This window comes from Streptococcus suis, assembly GCF_046032515.1.
GTDB lineage: Bacteria > Bacillota > Bacilli > Lactobacillales > Streptococcaceae > Streptococcus > Streptococcus suis_AL.
In genome coordinates this window covers 126,326-149,879 of the sequence record NZ_JARQPJ010000002.1, presented here as the reverse complement: position 1 = coordinate 149,879, position 23,554 = coordinate 126,326, and the positions used below count along the sequence as shown (strand labels likewise).

25 protein-coding genes are annotated in these 23,554 nt (G+C 41.0%); 18 read left to right on the top strand and 7 right to left on the bottom strand.

Translation table 11 applies throughout. The annotated features are described in order from the left end of the window. Positions 1 to 60: 60 nt before the first annotated feature. The 6 genes from P7J49_RS01960 (at position 61) to P7J49_RS01935 (ending at position 5,388) form a co-directional block, all read left to right on the top strand. Complete coding sequence (locus P7J49_RS01960; protein ID WP_408569091.1) at positions 61 to 1,107, top strand: D-alanine--D-alanine ligase; 1,047 nt, start codon at positions 61 to 63, stop codon at positions 1,105 to 1,107. A gap of 103 nt (positions 1,108 to 1,210) precedes the next feature. Then, positions 1,211 to 1,615: an OsmC family protein gene (locus P7J49_RS01955; RefSeq protein ID WP_222358094.1), complete on the top strand. Its 405-nt coding sequence runs from the start codon at positions 1,211 to 1,213 to the stop codon at positions 1,613 to 1,615. 311 nt (positions 1,616 to 1,926) lie between these two features. After that, the gene (locus P7J49_RS01950) at positions 1,927 to 3,288 is read left to right on the top strand and encodes a UDP-N-acetylmuramoyl-tripeptide--D-alanyl-D-alanine ligase (protein WP_408569089.1); all 1,362 of its coding nucleotides are present in this window, start codon (positions 1,927 to 1,929) and stop codon (positions 3,286 to 3,288) included. A gap of 11 nt (positions 3,289 to 3,299) precedes the next feature. After that, positions 3,300 to 3,839 carry a Crp/Fnr family transcriptional regulator gene (locus P7J49_RS01945; protein ID WP_408569087.1) on the top strand — a complete coding sequence of 180 codons (540 nt, stop codon included), beginning with the start codon at positions 3,300 to 3,302 and terminating at the stop codon, positions 3,837 to 3,839. Positions 3,840 to 3,932: 93 nt separating this feature from the next. Beyond that, the gene (locus P7J49_RS01940; protein ID WP_029186249.1) at positions 3,933 to 4,529 is read left to right on the top strand and encodes an NAD(P)H-dependent oxidoreductase; all 597 of its coding nucleotides are present in this window, start codon (positions 3,933 to 3,935) and stop codon (positions 4,527 to 4,529) included. Between the two features lie 160 nt (positions 4,530 to 4,689). Next, entirely contained in the window at positions 4,690 to 5,388 is a 699-nt protein-coding gene (locus P7J49_RS01935) for a TIGR02206 family membrane protein (protein WP_029186248.1), read from the top strand. A 29-nt stretch (positions 5,389 to 5,417) separates the two neighbouring features. On the opposite strand, the gene P7J49_RS01930 is transcribed toward P7J49_RS01935, so the two are convergent. Then, positions 5,418 to 7,754 (bottom strand): cation-translocating P-type ATPase, encoded by a 2,337-nt coding sequence (locus P7J49_RS01930; protein ID WP_029186247.1) that lies wholly within the window; start codon positions 7,752 to 7,754, stop codon positions 5,418 to 5,420. A 236-nt stretch (positions 7,755 to 7,990) separates the two neighbouring features. Between P7J49_RS01930 and P7J49_RS01925 the strand changes: the two genes are divergently transcribed. From P7J49_RS01925 to P7J49_RS01880, 10 genes are all read left to right on the top strand, one after another. Beyond that, the gene (locus P7J49_RS01925; protein ID WP_408569084.1) at positions 7,991 to 9,535 is read left to right on the top strand and encodes a peptide chain release factor 3; all 1,545 of its coding nucleotides are present in this window, start codon (positions 7,991 to 7,993) and stop codon (positions 9,533 to 9,535) included. 375 nt (positions 9,536 to 9,910) lie between these two features. Continuing rightward, the gene (locus P7J49_RS01920; protein WP_408569082.1) at positions 9,911 to 11,506 is read left to right on the top strand and encodes an ATP-binding cassette domain-containing protein; all 1,596 of its coding nucleotides are present in this window, start codon (positions 9,911 to 9,913) and stop codon (positions 11,504 to 11,506) included. A 70-nt stretch (positions 11,507 to 11,576) separates the two neighbouring features. Beyond that, the gene (locus P7J49_RS01915) at positions 11,577 to 11,960 is read left to right on the top strand and encodes a PH domain-containing protein (RefSeq protein ID WP_024379718.1); all 384 of its coding nucleotides are present in this window, start codon (positions 11,577 to 11,579) and stop codon (positions 11,958 to 11,960) included. Between the two features lie 345 nt (positions 11,961 to 12,305). Continuing rightward, positions 12,306 to 13,877: a DEAD/DEAH box helicase gene (locus P7J49_RS01910; protein WP_408569080.1), complete on the top strand. Its 1,572-nt coding sequence runs from the start codon at positions 12,306 to 12,308 to the stop codon at positions 13,875 to 13,877. Between the two features lie 208 nt (positions 13,878 to 14,085). Beyond that, positions 14,086 to 15,009, top strand: coding sequence for an ABC transporter ATP-binding protein (locus P7J49_RS01905; RefSeq protein ID WP_408569078.1), 924 nt, complete (start codon positions 14,086 to 14,088; stop codon positions 15,007 to 15,009). Beyond that, positions 14,990 to 15,799 (top strand): ABC transporter permease subunit, encoded by an 810-nt coding sequence (locus P7J49_RS01900; protein WP_408569076.1) that lies wholly within the window; start codon positions 14,990 to 14,992, stop codon positions 15,797 to 15,799. Before P7J49_RS01905 ends, P7J49_RS01900 begins: the two co-directional genes overlap by 20 nt. A 78-nt stretch (positions 15,800 to 15,877) precedes the next feature. Then, on the top strand, positions 15,878 to 16,156 hold the full coding sequence (locus tag P7J49_RS01895) for an autorepressor SdpR family transcription factor (RefSeq protein WP_002936205.1): 279 nt from the start codon (positions 15,878 to 15,880) through the stop codon (positions 16,154 to 16,156). Continuing rightward, a complete protein-coding gene (locus P7J49_RS01890; protein WP_408569074.1) occupies positions 16,143 to 16,742 on the top strand; it encodes a DUF1648 domain-containing protein in 600 nt (199 codons plus the stop codon). Before P7J49_RS01895 ends, P7J49_RS01890 begins: the two co-directional genes overlap by 14 nt. A gap of 112 nt (positions 16,743 to 16,854) precedes the next feature. Beyond that, positions 16,855 to 17,262 carry a GNAT family N-acetyltransferase gene (locus P7J49_RS01885; RefSeq protein ID WP_398594992.1) on the top strand — a complete coding sequence of 136 codons (408 nt, stop codon included), beginning with the start codon at positions 16,855 to 16,857 and terminating at the stop codon, positions 17,260 to 17,262. A gap of 121 nt (positions 17,263 to 17,383) precedes the next feature. Beyond that, positions 17,384 to 17,995, top strand: coding sequence for an FMN-dependent NADH-azoreductase (locus P7J49_RS01880; protein WP_408569072.1), 612 nt, complete (start codon positions 17,384 to 17,386; stop codon positions 17,993 to 17,995). Between the two features lie 15 nt (positions 17,996 to 18,010). Here P7J49_RS01880 and P7J49_RS01875 read toward each other — a convergent pair whose 3' ends face one another. The 5 genes from P7J49_RS01875 to P7J49_RS01855 form a co-directional block, all read right to left on the bottom strand. Beyond that, complete coding sequence (locus tag P7J49_RS01875; RefSeq protein ID WP_029175941.1) at positions 18,011 to 18,283, bottom strand: GIY-YIG nuclease family protein; 273 nt, start codon at positions 18,281 to 18,283, stop codon at positions 18,011 to 18,013. After that, positions 18,273 to 19,022, bottom strand: coding sequence for a tRNA1(Val) (adenine(37)-N6)-methyltransferase (locus P7J49_RS01870; RefSeq protein ID WP_024398567.1), 750 nt, complete (start codon positions 19,020 to 19,022; stop codon positions 18,273 to 18,275). The genes P7J49_RS01875 and P7J49_RS01870 overlap by 11 nt, the downstream gene beginning before the upstream one ends. A 342-nt stretch (positions 19,023 to 19,364) precedes the next feature. Beyond that, positions 19,365 to 19,616 carry a hypothetical protein gene (locus P7J49_RS01865; protein ID WP_408569069.1) on the bottom strand — a complete coding sequence of 84 codons (252 nt, stop codon included), beginning with the start codon at positions 19,614 to 19,616 and terminating at the stop codon, positions 19,365 to 19,367. A 9-nt stretch (positions 19,617 to 19,625) separates the two neighbouring features. Next, entirely contained in the window at positions 19,626 to 19,880 is a 255-nt protein-coding gene (locus P7J49_RS01860) for a hypothetical protein (protein ID WP_408569067.1), read from the bottom strand. A gap of 13 nt (positions 19,881 to 19,893) precedes the next feature. Next, complete coding sequence (locus P7J49_RS01855) at positions 19,894 to 20,025, bottom strand: hypothetical protein (protein ID WP_408569065.1); 132 nt, start codon at positions 20,023 to 20,025, stop codon at positions 19,894 to 19,896. Between the two features lie 336 nt (positions 20,026 to 20,361). Here P7J49_RS01855 and P7J49_RS01850 point away from each other — a divergent pair, with 336 nt between their 5' ends. Further along, positions 20,362 to 21,453 (top strand): cystathionine gamma-synthase, encoded by a 1,092-nt coding sequence (locus P7J49_RS01850; protein WP_024415649.1) that lies wholly within the window; start codon positions 20,362 to 20,364, stop codon positions 21,451 to 21,453. A gap of 3 nt (positions 21,454 to 21,456) precedes the next feature. Continuing rightward, entirely contained in the window at positions 21,457 to 22,617 is a 1,161-nt protein-coding gene (locus P7J49_RS01845; protein ID WP_318799488.1) for a MalY/PatB family protein, read from the top strand. A 31-nt stretch (positions 22,618 to 22,648) separates the two neighbouring features. Here the strand turns inward: P7J49_RS01845 and P7J49_RS01840 are convergent, their stop codons facing one another. Next, positions 22,649 to 23,488, bottom strand: coding sequence for an AraC family transcriptional regulator (locus P7J49_RS01840; RefSeq protein WP_024418535.1), 840 nt, complete (start codon positions 23,486 to 23,488; stop codon positions 22,649 to 22,651). Between the last annotated feature and the right edge of the window lie 66 nt (positions 23,489 to 23,554).

Genomic DNA, 23,554 nt, shown 5'->3' with positions numbered 1-23,554 from the left:
TATGATTTGTTAAATTATGCTATACTAAGAGTAATAGCGTTGATACAGGAAGGAAAATATATGTCAAAAGAAACCTTGATTTTACTATATGGTGGGCGTTCTGCAGAGCGTGAGGTATCCGTTCTGTCTGCCGAAAGCGTCATGCGTGCCATCAATTATGATAAATTTTTTGTAAAAACCTATTTCATCACACAAACTGGGGACTTTATTAAGACGCAAGAGTTTTCTCAAACACCGTCTGCCGATGAAAAACTCATGACAAACGCGACAATTGTTGAAGAGCAAAAAATCCGTCCGAGCGATATTTATGAAGAAAAGGCAGTTGTTTTCCCTGTCCTTCACGGACCGATGGGAGAAGACGGGTCAATTCAAGGCTTCTTGGAAGTGCTTCGTATGCCGTATGTTGGTACCAATATATTGTCTTCTAGCGTTGCCATGGACAAAATCACTACCAAGCGTGTTCTTGAATCAGCAGGAATTCCCCAAGTACCTTATGTGGCAGTTATCGAGGGTGAAAATATCGATGATAAGATTGCAGAGATTGAAGGAAAATTGACTTATCCAGTCTTTGTAAAACCAGCTAATATGGGATCAAGTGTCGGTATCTCTAAGGCAGAGGATTTAGCTGGCTTGCGTAAGGCACTTGAGCTGGCCTTCAAGTATGACAGCCGTGTCCTCGTTGAGCAGGGTGTTAATGCGCGTGAGATTGAGGTTGGTCTTTTGGGAAATGCTGACGTGAAAACCACACTTCCTGGCGAAGTAGTCAAAGACGTTGCTTTTTATGACTATGATGCTAAATACATCGACAACAAGATTACCATGGAAATCCCAGCTAAGATTGATGACTCTATCATGGATACTATGCGGGACAATGCTGCCAAGGCCTTTCGTGCTATCGGTGGTTGTGGTCTCTCTCGCTGTGATTTCTTCCTGACAGAAGACGGCGACATCTTCCTCAACGAGCTCAACACCATGCCAGGATTTACCCAGTGGTCTATGTACCCACTTCTTTGGGACAACATGGGACTGGCTTATCCAGACTTGATTGAAGAGCTAGTTCGTTTGGCCAAAGAAATGTTTGAAAAACGCGAAAGCCATTTGATTTAATGATAATGAAAAGGATTGGAAAATTTCCAATCTTTTTCTAGTTCACATTCTTGCAAAGGTTTGCGAAAAAGAATAGAATGGTTTCAAATATGTGGAGGTGTTTATGTATCAAACGACAGTAAAAGGGGAAGGTCTGTTTCAGGCAGTTTCTCAAGGTTATGGTGAACCGGTTCGGACCTTTGGGGTGACGGAGAAGGGGGAAACTCCAGTTAGTTTGGTCAATATAGGATTGGCTGCCTGTGTGACCATGTGTGTGCAAGGCTACTACGCCAGCCAAGAAGGCAATAAAACCATGCCTGTTCAAGTTTCTTCTCAGCTGGAAGATAGACGTTTCGAAGTGTTTATCCGATTGGCAGAAAAAGTTTCGGAAGAAAAGCAGACTGCTATCTTGGCCTATGTGGACCAAAAGTGCAGGGTCAAAGCCCTTCTAAGTGATGACATCAGCTATCACATTGAGTTTGACCTGTTAGATGAGGCTGAACTTTCATCCACACGAGCTAAAAAGTGATATAATAGAGAGAGCAAAAGCTCTTTTTTAGTTTATCGTCATTTAGTTTATCTTTTATTACGTCGACGAATGAGGAAACTTTGTTTCCTTATTTCCAACTTCAAACACTCCACTGGAGTGTTTGAACTCGCCTTGCCTGATTGAAACAGTCTGGGGGACTGTTTCAAGTCAATGCCTAGAAATTAGAAAGCATTGTTATGCCTGCGGCTGTTGATGCGAACTTTGTTCGCTTTATTTCCAACCTCCAACTATCTCCCAGATAGTTGGAGCGAGTACTAAAAGTAAACTAAAAGACTATATTGGAGAAAATAATGAAATTAACCCTACACGAAGTCGCTCAGGTCTTGGGCGCAAAAAATGATATCAGTCTTTATCCCGATACAGAGCTCAACAAAGTTGAGTTTGATAGCCGTTTGATTGAAGCAAATGATCTCTTTATCCCTTTAAAAGGTGCGCGTGACGGTCATGACTTTATTCCTGTGGCTTTTGAAAATGGCTGCGCAGTAACCCTGTCTGAAGTCAGCCTTGATGTTCCTCACATTCTGGTAGATGATTGCTTGGTTGCGCTTCAACAATTAGCGGCCTACTACCTAGACAAAACAGGGGTAGAAGTCATTGCTGTGACAGGCTCAAACGGTAAAACGACCACCAAGGACATGATTCACGATGTTCTAGCGACGACTTACAAGACCTACAAAACACAAGGAAACTATAACAATGAAATCGGTCTCCCTTACACTGTCCTTCATATGCCAGACGAGACTGAGAAACTGGTTTTAGAGATGGGCCAAGACCACTTGGGCGACATCCATCTCCTGTCTGAAATTGCCAAACCAAGTCTATCAGTTATTACCCTTTTTGGAGAAGCCCATCTGGAATTTTTCGGCTCACGAGAAGAGATTGCCAAAGGAAAATTACAGATTGCGGATGGAATGGAGCCAGGTAGTAAACTCTTGATCCCAGCAGATCCGATTGCGGATAAGCTCTTGCCGAGCCATGTAGAACTTATTCGCTTCGGTGAGCAGTCTGATTTGCAGGTGACCAGTCTGGTCGAGAGCAAGGACAGCCTGACTTTCACCGTCAATTTTATGGACGGCGACATTTTCCTGCCTGTTACGGGCAAGTACAATGCCACCAACGCCATGGTAGCAAGCTACGTGGGCAAGACCTTGGGTGTGCCTGATGAGGCAATCAAGTCAGCCCTTGCCAGTCTTAACTTGACCCGCAACCGCACCGAGTGGAAGAAGGCGGCAAACGGAGCAGATATTCTCAGCGATGTTTACAACGCCAATCCAACCGCTATGCGATTGATTTTGGAAACCTTCTCTAGCATTCCAGCCAATGAAGGCGGCAAGAAAATCGCCGTTTTGGCAGACATGAAAGAACTGGGTAGCCAATCCGTTGATCTCCACAATCAGATGATTCTTAGCCTGTCGCCTGATGTGCTAGACACTGTTATTTTCTACGGTCAGGATATTGAAGGTCTGGCTCAGTTGGCTAGTCAGATGTTCCCAATTGGAAAAGTCTATTTCTTTAGGAAAAATGCAGAGCAGGACCAATTTGAAGACCTGGTGAAGCAAGTCAAGGAAGTCCTTGGTGGGAAAGACCAAATCCTCTTTAAAGGCTCTAATTCCATGAACCTTGGAAAAGTGGTGGAAGAATTAGCAGAATAGGAGAAATAGAATTGTCAATCCTAGATGAATTGTTTCAACATGAAGATATTCAGCCACATTTAATATATAAAGAAATAAAGGCAAAAGACTATCTTTTAGATGAAGGTCAAGTCTCGCATATGATTTATCTTGTACAGTCCGGTGCGTTGAGACTGTGGCATAACCATGACGGAAAAGACATCACTATTCAGTTTTTCTTTGAGGGAGATTCGGTTTCGTCTCTTGAAAGTTTTTTAACGAAGACAGAAAGTATTTACAGTCTTCAAGCTATTGAAGATACTGTGGTTTCTTGCCTAAATCGGCAACTATTTGAAACATTTTTACTAGAACACCCAGAGTATTATCACTCGTTGACAATACTTTTAAGTCAGAAAATGATTAAATACAACCATCTTTTTCTGTCACGAATAAAAAACTCACCTGAGCAACGATTTTTAGAATTAGTTCAAGAAAAATCTGACCTGTTATGGAGAGTTCCAGATATTTATTTATCTTCTTACCTAGGAATAACTCCTGTATCACTTTCTAGAATAAAAAAGCGACTGACTTAACATTTGTTAATGTCGGTCTTTTTAGATTGTAATATACTGGTTGTACCTTGAATGATAAACAAGGAACAATAAAAAAATAGAGGAGAAATTTCAATGAAAACAACAATTGTCTATAACCATCCCTATGAAAAATCATATAATCACGCTATTTTAGAAGCCAGTATAGCTGGTGCTCAAAAGGCGGGGAGTCAAGTGCAGGTTATTGATTTAGATGCAGAAAAGTTTAATCCTGTGATGACTAGTGAAGATTTGCTAGGATTTGTGAAACATCAGCAGGTGGACCCACAAGCCCAAGCTTATTCAAAGTATATCGGAGAATCAGAACATCTCATCTTGATTTTTCCAATCTGGTGGGAGTTGATGCCAGCGATGATGAAAGGCTTCATTGACAAAGTTATTTTTCCAGGAGCATTTTACGACTACAAAGCAAATGGTTATAGTATGCAGGCGCGTCATGAGAAGTTAAAAACCATTACTATTATCACAACTATGAATACTCCTAAATTTTTGTATCAACTAATTTATGGTAATGCTATCAAAAATGCGTTAATTAAAGGAACATTTCAGAAAACAGGCTACAAAGATGTGAAATGGATGAGTTATAACATGGTAAAAATGGTTGATGATAGGAAAAGAAAATCTTGGCTAGAGCAGATTGAAAAACGGATTTATCAGCGTGTTCAACAGTGATAAGTCAATCCTCTTCAAAGGCTCTAATTCTATGAACCTTGGAAAAGTGGTGGAAGCAATAGAAAAGTAGAGAGGTGAGACCTCTCTTTTTTAGCAAGTCTTGTCAAAATGTCGAAAAGTTGATATACTGATTCCTGGGGAAAGAAAGGAATTTAATAAGATGAGTGATTTTTTTAGTAATCAGATTTCTGAAGCACCGAACTTGGACGTATTGGAACATCTGTTTCTCATGATTATTTGGTTTTTCATGCTCTATCTTTGTTTTCGTTGTTACCAAAAGAGATGGTTTCATACTGTTTTTTGGTGGCTTCAATTTATACAGATTGTCTCCCTTTATACTTGGTATATCGTAGCTGATTTTCCTCTTTCAGAGAGTCTTCCTTTTTATCATTGTCGCTTGGCCATGCTCTTTATTCTTTGGGCTAAGCCCGGACCTCTGAAACGTTATTTTGCTTATCTCGGTCTTTTCGGATCGCTTTCTGCCTTTATTCATCCGGTATTTGACCCGTTTGCTTTTCCACACCTTACCTTCTTTACTTTTGTTATTGGCCACTATGCCTTGACCGTTAATTGTATGTTGTACCTGTTATCTGATTTAGAAGGGGAGATGTTGAAGGGGAAAGAGATAGTGAAATATACGCTTATTATGAATATGCTGATTCTAGGAGTAGCTCTTTTAACTGGTGGAAATTATGGATTTTTAAGACAGGCACCTTTAGTGAATACTAATAATCTTCCTTTGAATTTCTTCTTGGTAACTTGCCTACTCTGTTTCTCTATTTTGAGTATACAAGCTATGCTGATTGCCTATTTGAAAAAAGAAAGCAAACAAATGAATTCGCATATATTGAAAAAATAAGACTTGAAATTAGTTTTTCAAGTCTTATTTTAGTTTTTAAATGCGCCTTGTTTGTAGCTAATCCAGAAAAAGACAGGGATAAAAATAAGCATTAATCCAGAATAGATTGGCAATGTGTGACTGTTTAGGGGGTGAATCTCAATCAGACCATGTAGGAAATGGGAGCTGATGAAGAAACCGAAAACGGAATAAATAATAAGAGCCAGTCGAGCTTTTGTCAGTGGCAAACAGGCACGAATGACAGCCAGTAGACCTGTTGAACCAAGAACATAATAAGAGAGGGTTTGCATGTCATGCAAGTTTAAGTATCCAAAGACTTGCAGTAAATGGAAAATAAGGACACTGAGAACAACCACGAGAGCATTTGGTAGGGCTAAGAGAAGAGATTTTCTGAGAAAATGTTTTTCTACGGGGCGGATATTTCGTTCAAAAGTTAGGATAAAAGGAGGAAAACCTTCAACAAATTGACCAATGAGGGTCATTTGTATCTGAATAAATGGGAAAACTAACAAATATTCTGCTTTACCTAGAGTGATACTAGCGATACAGATAAGGCCAAGTAAGAAAGAGTAGATTGTTTTGATAAGAAAGATGGGCGCAATGTGGGAGATGTTATTAACAACGCGTCGTCCCTCAAAGAGAATCTCAGGAATATCTCGAAATTCAGAATCTAGGAGGACTAGATTAGCGATTTGTCTAGTAGCGGGATCGCCTTCTGCCATAACAATGGAACAATCAGCTTCGCGTAGTGCAAGAATATCATTGACCCCATCACCGGTCATTGCAGTAGTATGTCCCTGTGCTTTGAGGGTTTGGATGAGCAATTTTTTCTGATGTGGGGATACGCGACCGAAAATGGCGGTTGTTTCAGCTCTGGCAATTAGTTCTTCGTCGTCAACTTTGGAACAATCGATATAGCTATCGTAGTCAGCAAATCCAGCTTCCTTAGCAATGTGTGAGACAGTCACAGGATTGTCACCAGAGATTATTTTTAGTGTCACTTCTTGCGAGCGAAGATAGGCTAGTGTTTCTGCGGCGTCTTCTCGGATTGGGTCGGCAATTTCTAATAGAGCTAGAGGTTCAATATTCTCAGATAGCTGATTTTGAGAAGAAGGAAGGGACTGTTGACTAAGCGCAAGAATCAGGACACGGGAACCACGAGCCTGTGCCTCAGAAACAGAAGGAGGATTTTGTGTTAGTAACATTTCTGGTGCCCCTAGAAAAATGCGACCAATGTTTTCTATTGTCATTGCTCCCCATTTTCTATCGCTAGAAAATGGAATGATGTGACTAGCTTTATAGTGGTGCTCTAAATCACCATATTCTTTTCGAATGGCCTGAGCTGTTGAATTAGTATCCTCACTTGTCTGGATATAAGTAGCGAGTAACCGTTGAATAGTGTCAAGTGAATAATGGTCGGTTAAGGGGAGCAGGTTTTCGACGGTCATTTTCCCCTGAGTAATCGTTCCGGTCTTATCCAAACAAAGAACATCAACTCGGGCAAGTGTTTCGACGGAATACATTTCTTGTACGAGGACATTTTTCATTCCCAGTTTGATAACGGCAGTTAAGAGAGAAGTGATGGTTAGCAGAGCAATTCCCTTTGGTAACATACCTAGTAGGGCAGTAGAGCTGGTAATAACTGAGTCTTTTAAGGGAAGAAGTTTGATGAAAAAGGCTTCTAGAAAAAGAGCTAGTCCGAATGGAATGATAATTTTTCCTGTAAATTTAGCAATTTTATCCATATTGTAAAGAATACGAGAGACGATAGGTTTGTGAGTTTTCGCCTCGAGCATGAGCTTATTGGCATAGTTTTCTGCGCCAACATGGATGACTTTTGCATAAATCTGTCCACTGACTAGGTAGCTACCAGACAATAATTCAGCCCCATTATTTTTCACAATCAAGTCGCTTTCACCAGTTAACATGGCCTCGTTTGCCTCGGCTATACCTTCTATAACGATAGCATCACTAGGAACTTGTTCGCCAGCAGACAGCAAGAGAACATCATCTAAGACAATATCTTCTGGTGCAATAGAGATTGTCTCGCCGTCGCGAACAACTCGGATAAAATCCTTGTTCATCAGGTTGAGTTTGTCAATCATTCGTCGTGCCCGCCATTCTGTCAGCATTCCTGAAACAGCGTTGAGGACAATAACTCCGAAGAAGAAAAGGTTGGACCATGCCTGAACAGCTAGTAAGGCTAAGAAAATGGCAAAATTGAGTGCGTTAAAAGATGTAAACACATTTCGTCTGAAGATTTCCCAATTACTGGCACTGGTCTTTGTCTTAAAATGATTGTTTTGCTGGTTTTGAATACGTTCTTGTACTTCCTTGGTTGATAAACCTTTTATTTTTTTGTTCATTATTTTATCTTTCTTTTTCTAGTAGATAGAATACATCTCATACTTATTGTAACATATTTATAATACAACAGTATAGGTCTGTAGACCTATTCTTCAATAGTTTGAAAAATTCCCTTATTTCCGATATAATAAGAGAGTTGTCTAGTAAAGAATAAGGATGAATCCAATGTAAATCGAATAAGATAAGAGCTCAGCTCTGCTATGAATCAAAATACAAAAAATGAAAAGGAAATATCATGTCACTACAAGAAGAAATCAAGAAACGCCGCACCTTTGCGATCATCTCTCACCCGGACGCGGGTAAGACAACTATTACCGAGCAGTTGCTCTACTTTGGTGGGGAGATTCGTGAGGCTGGGACGGTCAAGGGGAAAAAGACTGGTAACTTTGCCAAGTCTGACTGGATGGATATCGAGAAGCAACGTGGGATCTCGGTGACTTCCTCTGTCATGCAGTTTGACTATGCAGGCAAGCGGATCAATATCCTAGATACACCAGGGCACGAGGACTTCTCAGAAGATACTTATCGTACCTTGATGGCGGTGGATGCGGCTGTCATGGTGGTGGACTCTGCCAAGGGTATCGAGGCCCAGACCAAAAAGCTCTTTGAGGTTGTAAAACACCGCAATATTCCAGTCTTTACCTTTATCAACAAGTTGGACCGTGACGGTCGTGAGCCACTTGATTTGTTGCAGGAGCTGGAAGAAGTCTTGGGCATTGCCAGCTATCCAATGAACTGGCCAATCGGTATGGGGAAATCTTTCGAGGGTCTCTATGACCTCCATAACAAACGCTTGGAACTCTATCGAGGTGATGAGCGTTTTGCAAGCTTGGACGAAGGTGATAAGCTCTTTGGTTCTAACCCCTTTTATGCACAAGTTCTGGACGATATCGAGCTCTTGGCGGAAGCTGGGAATGAATTTTCAGAGCAGGCGATTTTGGACGGCGATTTGACACCTGTTTTCTTCGGCTCAGCCCTGACAAACTTTGGTGTGCAGACCTTTCTTGACACTTTTTTGGAGTTTGCTCCAGAGCCACATGGTCACAAGACAACGACAGGGGATGTCATTGATCCACTCAATAAAGACTTTTCAGGCTTTGTCTTCAAAATCCAAGCCAACATGGACCCTCGTCACCGCGACCGCATTGCCTTTGTCCGTGTGGTTTCGGGCGAATTTGAACGCGGTATGGCAGTTAACCTGCCTCGTACAGGCAAGGGAGCCAAGTTGTCCAACGTGACCCAGTTCATGGCCGAATCCCGTGAGAATGTGGAAAATGCAGTAGCGGGTGACATTATTGGGGTTTACGATACAGGGACCTATCAGGTAGGGGATACCTTGACCGTAGGCAAGAACAAGTTTGAATTCGAACCGCTACCGACCTTCACCCCTGAAATTTTCATGAAAGTTTCTGCTAAAAACGTCATGAAACAAAAATCCTTCCACAAAGGAATCGAGCAACTGGTGCAGGAAGGTGCTATCCAGCTCTACAAGAACTACCAGACTGGCGAGTATATGCTGGGTGCCGTTGGTCAGCTCCAGTTTGAAGTTTTCAAACACCGCATGGAAGGCGAGTACAATGCCGAGGTAGTCATGACCCCAATGGGTAAAAAGACTGTCCGTTGGATCAAGCCAGAAGACCTAGATGAACGCATGTCCTCAAGCCGTAACATCCTAGCCAAAGACCGCTTTGACCAACCCGTCTTCCTTTTTGAAAACGACTTCGCCCTCCGCTGGTTCGCGGACAAATATCCAGATGTGGAGTTGGAAGAGAAGATGTAGAAAATATCTGGGAGATATTTGCTATCGGGAGATGGGAACTGACGGAAGTCAGTTTACCGTTGAATAAAGTCTGGGTGGAGTGGAATAGTCTATAAATAGACTGTTTTAGCCCGAGCCTTGAGATGTCAAGCGAGGTGAAAGGTTGGAGATGAGAGCTGATGGTAATCAGTTTACAGCTGTTCAGCTTTGAAAATCAAGCTAAAACTTCCTAAAGTCGCTTTGATGAACCTCTAGTTCAATCTTCATCTAACCCAATTAACTCTATAATAAGTCAGGCAAGTCCTGGCTTTTTTTAATTTTGTTATCATTGCAAAAAAAGTATTATTATAATATACTATAGTTATATAAATGGAAATGGATTGGAGGTCTTATCCCATGTTTTACTACCTTAGAAAGTGTAAGTCGGAGGTGCTGGCTTATGTCTTGGTAGCTCTTGTCTATGCTCTGATTTTGGCAGCAACAGGTTTTGTCTATGCTAGGGTTTCAGAGGCGGCTCTGTCCGGTGACCAAAAGGCATTTGTGACCAGTTCACTCATAGCGGTGGGCTTTTTCATCTGCGATACCTACTTTGACTACCTGCCTCGTTATCTCAAGTCTAAGTTGGTCAATCGTATCATGGAAAGGACTCGCAATCAGCTGGTGGCTGTCTATGCAGCTGGTGATGATTCAGGAAGTGATGACAAAAAGAGTGCTGACAAGATTCACATTTTGGTCAACCACATGGATGTCTTGGAAAATGGTTATCTAACACCGCTCTTGTCCATGTTGACAAGCCTCCTTGTTTTTACCTTTTCACTGATTGGTGCCCTTTATTTGCAAGGGACCATGACGCTGATTATGCTGGCTTTGTGCTTTATTCCTTTTCTCGCTCCCTTGATCAATAATCGTATCCTTGCTCATGCCACTCAGGATAGTCAGTCGGAGAAGAATGCCTACCTCAAGCTCTTTAGTGAGTTTGTTCATTCTCTGACCTTTATCCGAATCAGCACCATTACTCCGATTTTTGAGGAGAAACTCCAAGCATCCAGTCAGGAATATGCTAGGCGAGCCAACCATTTTTCCAAAAAACAATCTCAGACCTACGCCGTGTCCTACGGTTTGAGTAGTGTGGTCTATTCGGGTGCCTGGATTATTGGTGGTATCTTTGTCTTTCAAGGCCTGCTGAACATTTCAGACTTGATTGCTATGACCACACTAATGGGAACGGTTGCTGGTCCCATTCAAACCATGTCAGGACTGATTACAGAGTATCTTGCTAGTCGGACGGTTGTGGAGGAGTTGACAGGTCTCTTAAATAGGAAGGAAGAAGGTCAAGCTGCCAAGCCAGTTTTGAAGGAATCCATTACGAGCCTTGCTCTGGAAGGGATTGATTGTCGCTATCAGGACCATCTGATTGTGGAGAATTTTTCTTATCTTTTTCACGCCAATAAAAAATATGCTATCTTGGGCAAGAGCGGGAGTGGGAAGACGACCTTGCTCCGCCTCTTGCTGGGGATTCAGAAGCCAGAAGCTGGAAGAGTCCTGGTCAACCAGAGGAATCTGGCGGACCTAGAACAGACCTCGTTTTTTGGAAAAATCTATTATCTTCCTCAAAAAACGGCTATTTTCTCAGCTAGTATTGGGGAAAATCTGAGCCTGTTTGGTCCCTTGGATCAGAGAAAGGCTCTGACTTGCTTGAGCAGGGTTGGTCTGCTAGACTGGTTTGAACGACAGGAAAATGGTTTCGCTACCCTGCTATCCTCTGCCCAGCAATTATCGGGAGGGGAGGAGCGGCGGTTTGATATAGCTAGAGCCCTCTATCGTGATGCGGAAGTCTTGTTATTTGATGAGCCAACGACGGGCTTAGATACTAGAAATGAAAGTTTAATTGCGGAAACCTTGTCCAAGATTGAGGATAAGTTGGTCATCGTCGTCACCCATTCGCAGAATGAAGAATTTCTAGGCTTGTTTGACGAGAGGCTTCTATTATAGGCTGGTTTTTACTTTGTTTCCTGTAAGTTTTTCGGTACAATAATAGAAAATTAGAAAAAGGAGTTATCGCATGGGGTTATTTTCAGGTTTAATGGGCAATGCTTCCCAAAAGGACAATAACAAGGTAGAACAAGATCTGGCGGACATTTTGCTAGACACCGAACGAGTAGAAATGGCTTTCAGCCTGGTACGCGATTTGATTGTTTTCACAGAACACCGCTTGATTTTGGTGGACAAGCAGGGCATGTCGGGCAAGAAGGTGTCTTACAAATCAATTCCTTATCGGTCGATTTCACGCTTTACGGTCGAAACCTCCGGTCATTTTGATATGGACGCGGAGCTCAAGATTTGGATTTCTTCTGCGGCAGATCCAGCGGAAACCCTCCAATTCAAGAGTGATAAGAGTGTCATTCAAATTCAACAGGCACTTGCAGCAGCGGTATTGTTGAAATAATTTTCTGAAGAAGGGGAGCGAAAGCTCCTTTTTTCATGAAAACGCATTTTTTAAGTTTTCAAGGCAAAAGCCAACCTTTATGCTTAGAATGTGTTATACTAGGTAAGTTGCAAGTCTGATACTGGTTAGTTCGCTACCAGTGGAAATAATTGTTACAAAAAAAGTTAGATAAGGTAGCTTCGCACTGCCTTGTAAAAGAAAGGAAATGCGTTAGGAAACTAGTTCGGGAAGAGCATTCGAACCCGTGCTAAAAACTTCGTGAAAAAGATAGACTTCCTAGTGTGTTGTCACACTGCGTCAGTCTCCTATTTTCACCTTGTTTTCTTAACGCACTTGGTATCATAATTGAAATTTACAGATTTACAATTGTCAGAAGACATTTTGCTTGCCGTTGAGAAGGCTGGTTTTGAAACGCCGTCACCTATCCAGGAGCAGACTATTCCTCTCGCTCTTGAGGGTAAAGATGTGATTGGTCAAGCCCAGACGGGTACTGGTAAAACAGCTGCCTTTGGTCTGCCCACCCTCAATAAAATTGACATCAATAATCAAGCTGTTCAAGCCCTAATTATTGCTCCAACGCGTGAGTTGGCGGTGCAAAGTCAAGAAGAACTCTTCAAATTTGGTCGTGAAAAGGGTGTGAAAGTCCGCTCTGTTTACGGTGGTTCTAGCATTGAAAAACAAATCAAGGCCCTTCGCTCTGGTGCCCACATTGTTGTTGGTACACCAGGTCGTCTCTTGGACTTGATTAAGAGAAAAGCCCTCAAGCTTGACGGCGTTGAAACCCTTATTCTTGATGAGGCAGATGAAATGCTCAACATGGGCTTCTTGGACGATATTGAAGCCATCATCGAACGTGTGCCAGCAAGTCGCCAGACCCTTCTATTTTCTGCGACCATGCCTGAGCCAATCAAGCGTATTGGTGTCAAGTTCATGAAAGAGCCTGAGCACGTTAAGATTGCGGCCAAGGAATTGACCAACGTCAACGTGGACCAATACTATATCCGTGTCAAAGAACATGAAAAATTTGACACCATGACTCGCCTTATGGACGTTGACCAGCCAGAATTGTCAATCGTCTTCGGTCGTACCAAACGCCGTGTCGATGAATTGACTCGTGGACTCAAACTGCGTGGTTTCCGTGCAGAAGGTATCCACGGAGATTTGGACCAGAATAAGCGTCTTCGTGTTATTCGTGACTTTAAAAATGACCAGATTGATGTCCTTGTTGCGACGGACGTAGCGGCGCGTGGTTTGGATATTTCTGGTGTGACACATGTCTACAACTACGATATTCCACAAGACCCAGAAAGCTATGTTCACCGTATCGGTCGTACAGGTCGTGCGGGTCAATCAGGTCAATCTATTACCTTTGTTTCGCCAAATGAGATGGGCTACTTGGCCATTATCGAAGAGTTGACCAAGAAGCGTATGAAGGGGCTCAAGCCTGCGACAGCTGAAGAGGCTTTTGAAGCTAAGAAAAAAGTTGCTCTGAAAAAGATTGAGCGTGACTTCGCAGACGAGACCATTCGTGGAAACTTTGATAAGTTTAAGAAAGATGCAATCAAGCTGGCGACTGAATTTACCCCTGAAGAGCTTGCTCTCTACGTACTCAGTTTAACCGTACAAGATCCAGATAGCTTGCCAGAAGTGGAAATCGCGCGTGAAAAACCACTGCCATTCAAGTTTGCACCTGGTCAAGCCAAGGGCAAAGGTGGCCGTGGTGGTCGCGACCGTGATCGTAGTGGTCGTCGTGATGGTGACCGCAACCGAGATCGTGGAGGACGCCGTGGAGACCGCAACCGTCGCGATGACAAGTTCAAGCGTGACAACCGCCGTCAAGATAATAAAAAACCACATCAACGCACATCAAGTGAAAAGAAAACAGGCTTTGTGATTCGCAATAAAGGGGAGAGATAAGCCGTATTTGACAGACCATAAAGAGTGGTCTGTTTTTTTGAAATCTATTTAGAAAATAATCGAAATAGTTCTTGACAAACAATAAAAACAGAGTATAATTCTATTTAGAAATATTTCTAAATACTGACGATGAATTTTTTACTATCTCAATTCTCTTCATGAGCATGCTTCATTTCTCATGGGTCTTATAGGTATAGGAGGGAATAAAATGGTTGTTGAAGTAAATGGAATTCAGAAAACAATTGGTTCAAAAAGTATCATTAATAATGTTTCTATAAAAATTGAGCGAGGTCAGGTCTTTGCATTACTTGGGCCAAATGGTGCTGGAAAAACGACATTAATTCGAATTATTTTAGGGTTATTACACCCTGATAAGGGAACGGTTAAACTATTTGATATGATACTGACGGAAAATTCCAGAACAGAGTTGTTGCAACGTATTGGTGTTCAAAATGATGGAAATCTCTACGAAAACCTAACTGTTCAGGAGAACCTGGCTATTTGGGGAGAAATTTATGGTATGGACAATAGTCAGATTGACTCTAGAATAAGTATTTTAAAAAAGTTATTTCGGTTAGAACAGTATCTAGACATGGTTGTAGGGAGTCTTAGTAAAGGGAACAGACAAAAAGTTATGCTCGCTAGAGCTATGTTGCATAATCCAGAAGTATTGATATTGGATGAACCTACGACAGGTTTGGATCCAGAGGCCATTGATGAATTTTATAGTTTTATCAAACAGTTGAAAAAAGAAGGTATTACAATTATTATGTGCACTCACTATCTTTATGGAATGGATGGAGTGGTAGATAGTATAGGTATCCTAAAAAACGGTTGTATCTTGCAAAGTGGTGACTTAGATGCACTTCAAAAAACAGAAAAAATAGTTCAATTTCAAGGACATTTTCATCCAAATGACTTGGAAGAACTGTCCTATCTTGGGGCTATATTGAAATGTTCGAATACTGAGTTCCATATTAAGGTAGATAGACTTGACAATATTCCAGAAATTGTAAAAAAATTATCAGCTAAAGAAAATGCTATTTACGGTATTCATCAGGAAACCGAATCTTTAAAAGATATATACTTTAGAATTGTTGGAGGTACTCATCATGAAGAGCTATCAAATTAAAGTAATTGTTAAAAAAGATTTAATTGAGTTACTAAAAGATAAGGGATTGTTATTGAGTCTGTTCCTTCCTCCGATCATTATTAGCATATTGCTTCCCTCTCTGATATTGGTCTTTGGTGCTAATGGAGGTGTCACCACTAGTATTGCTGGATTAAGTGATTTTTTAGAACACTTTCAAATTTTGAAGTATCCAAGCTATGTGACTTCTGCAAATTTACCATATTATGCTATTTTTACCTATTTCTTTTTACCGTTATTCATGTTGGTTCCAATCATGGCTTCTTCCATATTGGCAGTAAGTAGTCTTATTGGTGAGAAGGAGAACAAGACCATGGAGGGGTTGTTATATACTCCCTTATCTCCTAAGAACTTAATTTTGGGTAAGGCTCTTGCATGCGCAATACCAGCATTTTTAGTAACGATTACGTCAGTTATCATCTATTCAACGATGGTTAATATATTAGGTTGGAGCAACTTTGGGCATATTATCTTACCAAATCTTACTTGGTTGTTAGTAGTTTTCGTCATTTCCCCATTGCTTATCTTATTGTCAATTCTGCTCATTATTGGAAGTTCACAATATTTCAAAAATAGCAAATCTGCACAAGGAATTGCGATGATAATAGTGTTTCCGATTTTAGGGATGTTGATATCCCAATCGTCAGGAGTTTTAATATTAGGAATTTTTGAAACGATTGTTTTCATATCCATCTTACTGTTCGTAGTAATTGTGACGTTTATTGTTGTGGTTAAGAGATTTAATTTTGAAAAATTTATTTTGAATAATTAATAATGATTAAACTAAAGAAATAGGCTTCAAGTTTTATTGAAGAGTAATTGCTACTAGAAAGAAGGAGGAAATGATAGTATGGGATTGTCTGAAACCTTGAAGGCAATTTCTGCTCCTATTCGTAGGCAAATTCTAGATAGTCTTAAGTCGGGGCCGAAGTCTGCTGGGGAAATTGTAGAACAATTTCAATTAACAGGAGCAACAGTTTCTCATCATTTATCCACTTTGAAAAAAGCTGGATTAATTTTGGAGGAAAAGCAGAAAAATTTTATTTATTATCGTCTAAACTATACGGTCTTTGAAGAAGTCTTGGTTTGGATTGCAAGCTTTGGAGGGCAACAAGATGAAGAAAATTGACATAAAAACCTTATTAGCAACTTCTAGTATATTTTTATTAATAGTTGTATTGACGATTTATTACTATAAAGCATTGCCAGACACCATGGTGACACATTTTGGCGTAAATGGTGAGCCAAATGGCTCTATGGCTAAGTATATGATGATTTTGACACTGCTATCATTCTTTTGTGCTCACCTATTCATTTGTGTACTTTATGATGTGAAAGGGATAGGGAAAACACCAGTCATTCGAGTGGTCAAATGGTTTTTTCCGTTGCTGGTTCTAATCATTCAAGTTGCTTTGCTTAGGTCTAACTTGGGAGGAGAACTGGATTATCGGAGGCTTGTCATTGGACTGCTGGCTGTCTATTATATGGTGATAGGAAATTATTTACCCAAGGAGGAATTGGACAGCAAGACCAATGAAATAGAACGAAAGGGAAGAAAGCAGTCAGGCTATCTCTTCATTATTGGTGGGTTATTGCTGCTAGTTAGTCTATTAGGCTCACCACCCCTATCTATCCTTGTGCTGATTTTGTTTGGTACATCTGTCATAACCTTGAGTCTCTATTATTTTTATCGTCGTTACAAAACTGCTTCATAATTGGAGCAGTTTTTGTTATACTAATTGTAGTAAAACAGGAGGTACGACCATGGGTATTTTAACAATGGACAAAGCCTTTGTATTCTAAAATAACAATACAAAGGAGAAAGACATGATTACTTACAAACAAAATCCTCAACTCGACTTTCAAGCAGTCCTTGAAATCTATGATTCAGTTGGTTGGACAAATTATACTGACCGGCCTACCATGTTACAGAAGGCCTTGGAACATAGCCTACTGGTTCTCGCTGCATTTGACGGTGAACGTCTAGTTGGTCTTTTGCGGGCAGTTGGTGACGGGCATTCAATCGTTTTTATTCAGGACATCTTGGTCCTGCCACCCTATCAGCGACAAGGGATTGGGCGTCATCTTTTGGAGCAGGCCGTTACCCACTTTCCGGGTATTTATCAGCTTCATCTCTTGACGGACAATACTGAGAAAACACGGTCTTTTTATGAGGAACTTGGCTTTACAGCTGTTGAAAGCTTGGACTGTGTTGCTTATACTTATTTAAAATAAGGAACAATTTAGAAATGCAGAGGCTGGGAGACCAGCCTTTTGCTTCGAGCAAATGATTTGAATTTCAAATAAAAAAGAGTAGAATGCATTTATCAATAATTAGTAACAAAGGAGGTGAACAATGGCAACTGTATTAATTGTAAAGGCCCACCCACTTGACGCACAAAAGTCCTACGCCTTGCGAGCCATGGAAGAGTTTCAAACTCGTTACGCCAGTTTGCACCCAGAAGATCAGATAGAAGTAGTAGATGTTTTTGAAGACCAGATTCCAGCCTTGGACAAATGCTTGTTAGAGGCTATGGGGGCTGCTAAAAAAGGCGAGAGTATCAGTTCTGAGCAAGCAGAGCGATTGGACCGTTACAATGCCTTGACCCAACAATTTCTTGCAGCAGATAAGATTGTCGTCGTCAATCCCCTTTGGAACCTCAATGTGCCAAGTCAGTTGGTATCTTGGGTCAATACCATCAATGTAGCCGGTCTGACCTTTAAGTATGGTCCAGAAGGCTCTATCGGTTTGGTCAAGGACAAAAAGCTCTTACACATCCAGTCCAATGGTGGTGTTTATGCAGGTCAAGATCCAGCTGCCCAGTACATCAAGTCTATCTTTGAATTTTTAGGCTTTGAAGACATTTATCAGGTCTTTATCGAAGGGCAATCTGCCGATCCAAGTCAGGCTCAGGCTATTTTTGAAGAAGCTATAGGGAAAATTGATACAATTTTGGAAGTATTTTAAATAAAAAGCCTCGTACTATTTTGTACGAGGTTTTTTTGTCATTTCTGCAATATAATCTAATTTACTCTGCCGACTGCGTTTCTTAAACAAAGCCTCGGCAGACATAGCTTCCTGCTTACTAGCAAAGGCTTCTTGATAGAGCAGGCTGACAGGCAATCGTGCGCGGGTGTATTTGGCCCCTTTCCCACGATTATGGGTAGCAAGCCGTTTCTCCACATCAGTCGTATAGCCAGTATAAAGACTCCCATCGGCACATTCCAAAACATACAAGTAGGCCTTATTTTCCATAATAAATCTCACGAATAGCCGGAGTATAGTCTCCGTTTTCCTCATGGACAACCAGAGGTGGCAGGATGTGCAGACCGTCCACCGAGCCGTCCTTGATAGCCTCAATCAGCAACATATTGGCTTCCTTGCTAGCCTTGGGATAGACAAACTGGATGCGTTTGGGAGCCAGCTTGTAGGTTCTTAGTGTGTCCAAAATATCTAAAAATCGATCGGGTCTGTGAACCATGGCCAAGCGACCATTGGACTTGAGCACCTGTTGGGCCACCTGACAAATGCTGTCTAGGTTGGTTGCAATCTCGTGTCTGGCTAGAAGATAATGCTCGCTTTCATTGAGGTTTGACTCTTTATCCACCTTGAAATAGGGAGGATTGCAGAGCATCAAATCAACCTTGGAGCGTAAATCATACTGGGGTAGATTTGCCAAGTCGTCATTGATAATCGAAACCTGTTCCTCCAGACCATTGAGGGCAATGGAGCGGCGGTTCATATCCGCCAAGCGTTCCTGTAATTCAACCTGAATAATCTGAGCCTTGGTGCGAGTGGAGGCAAAGAGACCCACCGCCCCATTTCCGCTACAAAGGTCAACAATCAGCCCCTTCTGAGCAGGCATTTTTGGAAACCGCGAAAGAAGAACGCTGTCAATCGAGTAGCTAAAAACCTCTCGATTTTGAATAATCTGAACATCTGTCGAGAAGAGCTGGTCAATCCGCTCCCCGTCTAGTAAATCAATTTTTTGCATAGGTATATTATACCATCTTTGAATGAAAATCACTGTTTATTTTGAATGAAAAAAGGCTGGGCAAAAAGCCCTAGCCCACTTCTCAGTGTTCGTGTCAACATCTCAGCGCAGTGGTTGATTGGAAGATTTGTTCGTGTTTTACACTCCAAATCTGACCATTACGACTGTTGCGAACAGAGTTCGCTTCATCTCCAACCTCAAACTGTCTCCTAGACAGTTTGAGCTGTGCGGAGGTGGGAGTGAAACAGTCTGGGGATAGACTGTTTCAGCTCAACAACTTAAAACGAAAAATTGTTGACGAACTCTTTTTGACTTAGTCGAGTTCTTTCCCACTCCCAACTCTTAAACAAAAAATTCTACCCAAGCCCCAACAAGCAAGAATGCGATGCAGAGATAGATTTGCCAATTTGCCCTCAACATCCATTCTTTAGACCAAAAGGCACTATGGGCAGTACCGACGAAAGCAAAGAGCAAGAGTGCAAGCCAGAGGCTAGGCCCCTTGTCCAACCATTCTCCTATGCTACCTAATAACAACAATATCATTAAATAAAAATTCAAACTCCGATAATATTCTTTATTAAATTCTTTAAACATATAAAATCCTCACAGTACAAAGAAGGAAACGATTATCCAACTGACAATAAAACTAATCGTTAGATAAATTTGCCATGTTTTTTTAATCCAGATACGTGACTTAAAGAAAGCTAGATAACCAGCATAAAGTCCGACTCCAAGCTTGAGAAAATGGATAAACCAAAACGGTCCATTTACAGCTGCAGAAATCACTTGTAGGATACAGGCAAGAGACAAGTAAAATTCCCAGGTCCGATAGAATGCTTTATTGAATTTTTTAGACATAGTAAGCTCCTTTCTATTTACCCAAAATGAATTTCAGATAAATAATCACCACGATTGATCCTATATAGAAGATGTAGCCCATGCGAGTGAGTTCCTTTTCTTCCTTGAAGAAAAAGGTTCGAATGACATGGATAAAAATAATCATAGAGGCCAATAGGCTATACCATGCAGGCGTTTGGGAAGAGTCTAGTAAAATGTCTGACAGAAAAAAACAAGTCCAAAAAATCATAGAATAGAAGGCACTATACCGATAGAAATGCTTGTTAAACTGGAATTTCATGATAATCACCTCTCTTTCTTTTATTATATCAAATAATGTATAGGTTTAAAAGTATTTATCGGTAGATCTAGTATGGTTATTGTTATAAAGAAAAACTATAACAAGGCTCCCTATTTTTCTATAAGTATTTTTGGCTATTTTTCACACCAAATCTCCTATTTCATGCTAGACTATATTGTAAGTTAGATTGGAGTAGATGTTATGACAGATTATAAGATTGATACGATTTTAGCGCATACGGGCATCAATAGCGATGAGAGAACAGGTGCCTTGATTTCCCCTATCCACCTTTCGACGACCTATCAACACCCTGAGTTTGGTCAATCGACAGGTTATGACTACACGAGAACAAAAAATCCGACACGTGCCAGTTTAGAGACGACTTTGGCAGCTATTGAAAAGGCCGACTATGCCCTAGCAACGAGCTCGGGAATGGCTGCTCTGGTCTTACTTTTTAATGGTTTTCCTGTAGGGAGTCAAGTGGTAGCGGCGCGTGATTTGTACGGTGGTTCCTTCCGCTGGTTCAATGAGCAAGAGAGTATCGGTAGATTTCAATTTACCTATGCAAACACCGAGGAGGAGCTGATAGCAGCCATCACCGAAGAGACAGACTATGTTTATCTGGAGACACCGACTAACCCACTCATGGTGGAGTTTGACATCGCTAAGGTTTCGGCTATCGCCCATGCCAAAGGTGCTAAGGTGATTGTCGATAACACTTTTTACAGCCCTATTTATCAAAATCCACTTGTTCTAGGAGCGGACGTTGTCCTACATTCAGCAACCAAGTACCTATCTGGGCATAATGATGTACTAGCTGGCGCTTTGATGACCAATGATCAAGCCCTATATGATAAGCTCTTTTATGACCAAAATACATCGGGTCCAACCCTATCTCCACTGGATTCTTACTTACTCATGCGTGGACTCAAAACCCTCTCGCTTCGAATGGAGCGGGCGACACAAAATGCTCAGAAAATTGTTGCCTATTTGGAGAAGAGTCCAGCAGTCAAGCAAGTTTACTACACAGGAAAAGGTGGGATGATTTCGGTTAAGGTGGTAGATGAAAGTCGGATTCCCCATATTCTCAACACCCTGAAAGTCTTTACCTTTGCTGAAAGTCTGGGTGGAGTAGAGAGTCTGATTACCTATCCAGCCACTCAGACCCACGCGGACATTCCAGCTGAAATCCGTCATTCTTATGGATTGACAGATGACTTGCTTCGTCTGTCTATTGGTATAGAGGATGCGGAAGACTTGATTGTAGATTTAAAAATAGCCTTGGAGGGATAAGATATGACACAGTATAATTTTATAGATAGTCCGAATCGCCTATCCCAGCATGCGGAAAAATGGAAAAAAGTGGAGGCTGATCCTGAACTCTTACCCTTGTGGATAGCAGATATGGACTTTGAGCCTCTACCAGAAATTCGCCAAGTTATCCGTGACTACGCAGATCATCATGTTTTTGGTTATCCTTATGCTAGTGACAGCCTCTATCAGTCTATTATTGACTGGGAAGATAGACAGCATGGCTATAAGATTGAAAGAGAGTCCATCCTGCTCATCGAAGGAGTTGTTCCTGCCTTATCTGTAGCTATTCAATCTTTGACAGAAGAAGGGGATGCAGTCCTAATTAATACACCTGTCTATCCACCCTTTGCACGGACTGTCAAATTAAACAATCGCCAGCTTGTTACCAATTCACTTGTAGAAGTGGATGGTATTTTTAGGCTTAATCTTGACCAGCTTGAAAAGGACATTGTAGAGAATCAAGTGAAACTCTATATTTTCTGTAATCCCCACAACCCAGGTGGTAGAGTTTGGACAAGAGAGGAAGTGTTGGCTATTGGACGTCTTTGTCAGAAACATGGTGTTATCCTTGTCTCAGATGAAATACATCAAGATTTGACCTTATATGGTCACAAGCATTATTCCTTTAACACAGTGGATGAAAATTTCAAAGATTTTTCAATTATCTTATCATCTGCGACCAAGACCTTCAATATCGCTGGTACAAAAAATAGCTTTGCAATCATTGAAAATCCAAGCATTCGCAAGACATTCGCTAAGCGTCAATTGATAAATAATCAGCACGAGATTCCAACGATTGGCTTGTTAACCACAGAAGCTGCTTTCACTTATGGAGATGAGTGGTTGAAGGAGTTGAAGGTTATTTTGGAGAGAAATATAGACTTTGTTGAGGAGTATTTGACAACCCATACAAGGATCAAGGTCATGAAGCCCCAGGGAACCTACCTCATCTGGCTTGATTTTTCTGCCTATGAATTAGAGCATGCGGAACTCTTTGATATTCTTCATTGTAAAGCAAAATTGATTTTGAATGATGGTTTGACCTTTGGTAAGGAAGGTAAGCATCATGCACGTCTGAATGTAGCAGCACCATTCAACATGATTGAAGAAGCCTGTCAGCGACTAGGTAAATTTTTTGGATAAAGAAATAAGGACTAGGTGTGAGTAAAATCACCTAATCCTTATTTTTTTGTGTTTTTCTAAATTCTGTCGGGCTCATATGGAAATAATTTTTGAAGGCCGCGCTGAAGGTGAGAGGGTCTTGGTATCCGACAGAATAGGCGATTTCAGTGATACTCCGAGAAGCATCTTCTAATAGTTGACAAGAACGATTCATTTTTACTTGTAAAATATAATCTTTGATAGAATAGCCAGTTTCCTGCTTAAAAATTTTATAGAGATAGCTTCGGCTTAAAGCTAGAAAATCTGCTATTTCAGAAACTTTAATTGGATGGGCATAGTGGTTATGGATCATCTTGATGGCTTGCTGAACATAGTGCTTGGTTTGTGTTTCAGGCTTAATTAATGTTTCACTGGGAAATTCCTCGATGAGTGCTGCTAAGAGTTGGTTGAGGTAGCCAATTAAGACCAATTCTGTGATAGAGGGGATGGGATGCATCTGAACATGGTTAATCTGATGCATGTAGCCTAGAATTGGTGACTCTAGATTGGAGTGGAGGTAGTAGTTTTCTAGCAGTTGACTTTGATTAAGTAGGTCTTTTGCTCGTGAACCACTAAAACCAACCCATATATAGGTCCACGGGTCTATATCATCAGCTTGATAGAAAATGGAAACATCCTTTGGAAGAATAAATATATCCCCGGCAGAAAGATAGCTAGTCTTACCGTCTACAAGAATCTTCCCTTTTCCATTTGTAATAAAATGCAGGACAAAATTATCACGGATAGTAGGACCGAAGGAATAGCCCTTGTCACATTGTTCGGCACCGTAATGGTCTACATTTAGGTCAAAATTATGACTATCCAATTCATTATAGATATTTAGAATATTCATTTCAATCCTCCTAGGAAACATTATAACATGTTTTAAATACAAAAGACTATTAAGTAAAGCGTTTTC

Coding starts and splice junctions, on each gene's coding strand:
- P7J49_RS01920 (WP_408569082.1), top strand. CDS start 9,911: ATGTTTTACTACCTTAGAAAGTGTAAGTCGGAGGTGCTGGCTTATGTC.
- P7J49_RS01955 (WP_222358094.1), top strand. CDS start 1,211: ATGTATCAAACGACAGTAAAAGGGGAAGGTCTGTTTCAGGCAGTTTCT.
- P7J49_RS01860 (WP_408569067.1), bottom strand. CDS start 19,880: ATGTCTAAAAAATTCAATAAAGCATTCTATCGGACCTGGGAATTTTAC.
- P7J49_RS01905 (WP_408569078.1), top strand. CDS start 14,086: ATGGTTGTTGAAGTAAATGGAATTCAGAAAACAATTGGTTCAAAAAGT.
- P7J49_RS01915 (WP_024379718.1), top strand. CDS start 11,577: ATGGGGTTATTTTCAGGTTTAATGGGCAATGCTTCCCAAAAGGACAAT.
- P7J49_RS01865 (WP_408569069.1), bottom strand. CDS start 19,616: ATGTTTAAAGAATTTAATAAAGAATATTATCGGAGTTTGAATTTTTAT.
- P7J49_RS01960 (WP_408569091.1), top strand. CDS start 61: ATGTCAAAAGAAACCTTGATTTTACTATATGGTGGGCGTTCTGCAGAG.
- P7J49_RS01850 (WP_024415649.1), top strand. CDS start 20,362: ATGACAGATTATAAGATTGATACGATTTTAGCGCATACGGGCATCAAT.
- P7J49_RS01855 (WP_408569065.1), bottom strand. CDS start 20,025: ATGATTATTTTTATCCATGTCATTCGAACCTTTTTCTTCAAGGAAGAA.
- P7J49_RS01925 (WP_408569084.1), top strand. CDS start 7,991: ATGTCACTACAAGAAGAAATCAAGAAACGCCGCACCTTTGCGATCATC.
- P7J49_RS01950 (WP_408569089.1), top strand. CDS start 1,927: ATGAAATTAACCCTACACGAAGTCGCTCAGGTCTTGGGCGCAAAAAAT.
- P7J49_RS01885 (WP_398594992.1), top strand. CDS start 16,855: ATGATTACTTACAAACAAAATCCTCAACTCGACTTTCAAGCAGTCCTT.
- P7J49_RS01875 (WP_029175941.1), bottom strand. CDS start 18,283: ATGGAAAATAAGGCCTACTTGTATGTTTTGGAATGTGCCGATGGGAGT.
- P7J49_RS01935 (WP_029186248.1), top strand. CDS start 4,690: ATGAGTGATTTTTTTAGTAATCAGATTTCTGAAGCACCGAACTTGGAC.
- P7J49_RS01895 (WP_002936205.1), top strand. CDS start 15,878: ATGGGATTGTCTGAAACCTTGAAGGCAATTTCTGCTCCTATTCGTAGG.
- P7J49_RS01880 (WP_408569072.1), top strand. CDS start 17,384: ATGGCAACTGTATTAATTGTAAAGGCCCACCCACTTGACGCACAAAAG.
- P7J49_RS01840 (WP_024418535.1), bottom strand. CDS start 23,488: ATGAATATTCTAAATATCTATAATGAATTGGATAGTCATAATTTTGAC.
- P7J49_RS01940 (WP_029186249.1), top strand. CDS start 3,933: ATGAAAACAACAATTGTCTATAACCATCCCTATGAAAAATCATATAAT.
- P7J49_RS01900 (WP_408569076.1), top strand. CDS start 14,990: ATGAAGAGCTATCAAATTAAAGTAATTGTTAAAAAAGATTTAATTGAG.
- P7J49_RS01930 (WP_029186247.1), bottom strand. CDS start 7,754: ATGAACAAAAAAATAAAAGGTTTATCAACCAAGGAAGTACAAGAACGT.
- P7J49_RS01870 (WP_024398567.1), bottom strand. CDS start 19,022: ATGCAAAAAATTGATTTACTAGACGGGGAGCGGATTGACCAGCTCTTC.
- P7J49_RS01845 (WP_318799488.1), top strand. CDS start 21,457: ATGACACAGTATAATTTTATAGATAGTCCGAATCGCCTATCCCAGCAT.
- P7J49_RS01890 (WP_408569074.1), top strand. CDS start 16,143: ATGAAGAAAATTGACATAAAAACCTTATTAGCAACTTCTAGTATATTT.